At 59.7% G+C, this 893-nt stretch carries 1 protein-coding gene; it reads right to left on the minus strand.

Annotated elements, in window-relative coordinates:
- Nucleotides 1–62 precede the first annotated feature (62 nt).
- Nucleotides 63–817 (minus strand): IS5 family transposase gene (locus tag GSQ79_RS24175; protein ID WP_158811319.1). Its coding sequence is split into 2 segments (ribosomal slippage): nucleotides 63–484 and nucleotides 484–817, totalling 756 coding nucleotides; the frame shifts between segments, so codons are not numbered across the junction.
- Nucleotides 818–893: the final 76 nt, after the last annotated feature.

Here is an 893-nt window from a genome sequence, read left to right on the forward strand (position 1 = left end):
GACCCATAGATTCAGACCATGCGATGATGTGCAACTGTAGTGCTAGGCTCAGGACTCATTGATCAGATCCAGAAGATGACGGTTGCCGCGATGCAGATGGCGGACATGAAGGTGTGGGCGCAGCGATCGTAGCGCGTGTGGATGCGGCGCCAGTCCTTGAGCTTGCCGAACATGTTCTCGATCTTGTGACGCTGTCGATAAAGCGCGCGATCGTGCTGGATCGCTTCCCTTCGGTTGGCTCTGGATGGAATGCATGGGGTGATTCCGCGCAGCGTTAAGGCGGCCCGAAGCCAGTCCGCGTCATAGCCTTTGTCACCAAGCAGCGCCTTGGCACGCGGAAGAGCGTCGAGCATCAGCGCGGCGCCGTTGTAGTCGCTCATCTGGCCTTCGCTGAGCAGCAGGATCAGCGGGCGCCCCTGGCCATCGCAGACGGCATGCAGCTTGGAGTTCAGGCCGCCTTTGGTACGTCCAATACGTCGGGGAACAGCCCCTTTTTGAGCAGGCTGGCCGCAGTGCGATGGGCCTTCAGGTGGGTCGCATCGATCATCAACTGATCGGGCTTGCCGCCCCTGGCCGAAAGCTTGGCGAAGATCGCGTTGAAGACGCCAAGCCGGCTCCAGCGGATAAAGCGATTGTAGATCGTCTTGTGCGGCCCGTATTCCTTCGGTGCATCGCGCCAGCGCAGCCCGTTGCGAATGACGAAGATGATGCCGCTGATGATGCGCCGGTCGTCGACCCGTGGGATCCCATGTGAGAGCGGAAAGCACGGCGCAATGCGACGCATCTGCGCTGGCGAAAGCCAAATCAAATCACTCATGACAGCACCTCCTGGCGCCGTCAGTGAATCAAGCGATCGTCACATCCGCAAGGAGCTTAATAGGTCCTGAACCTAG

This window comes from Beijerinckia sp. L45 (assembly GCF_009765775.1).
GTDB lineage: Bacteria > Pseudomonadota > Alphaproteobacteria > Rhizobiales > Beijerinckiaceae > RH-AL1.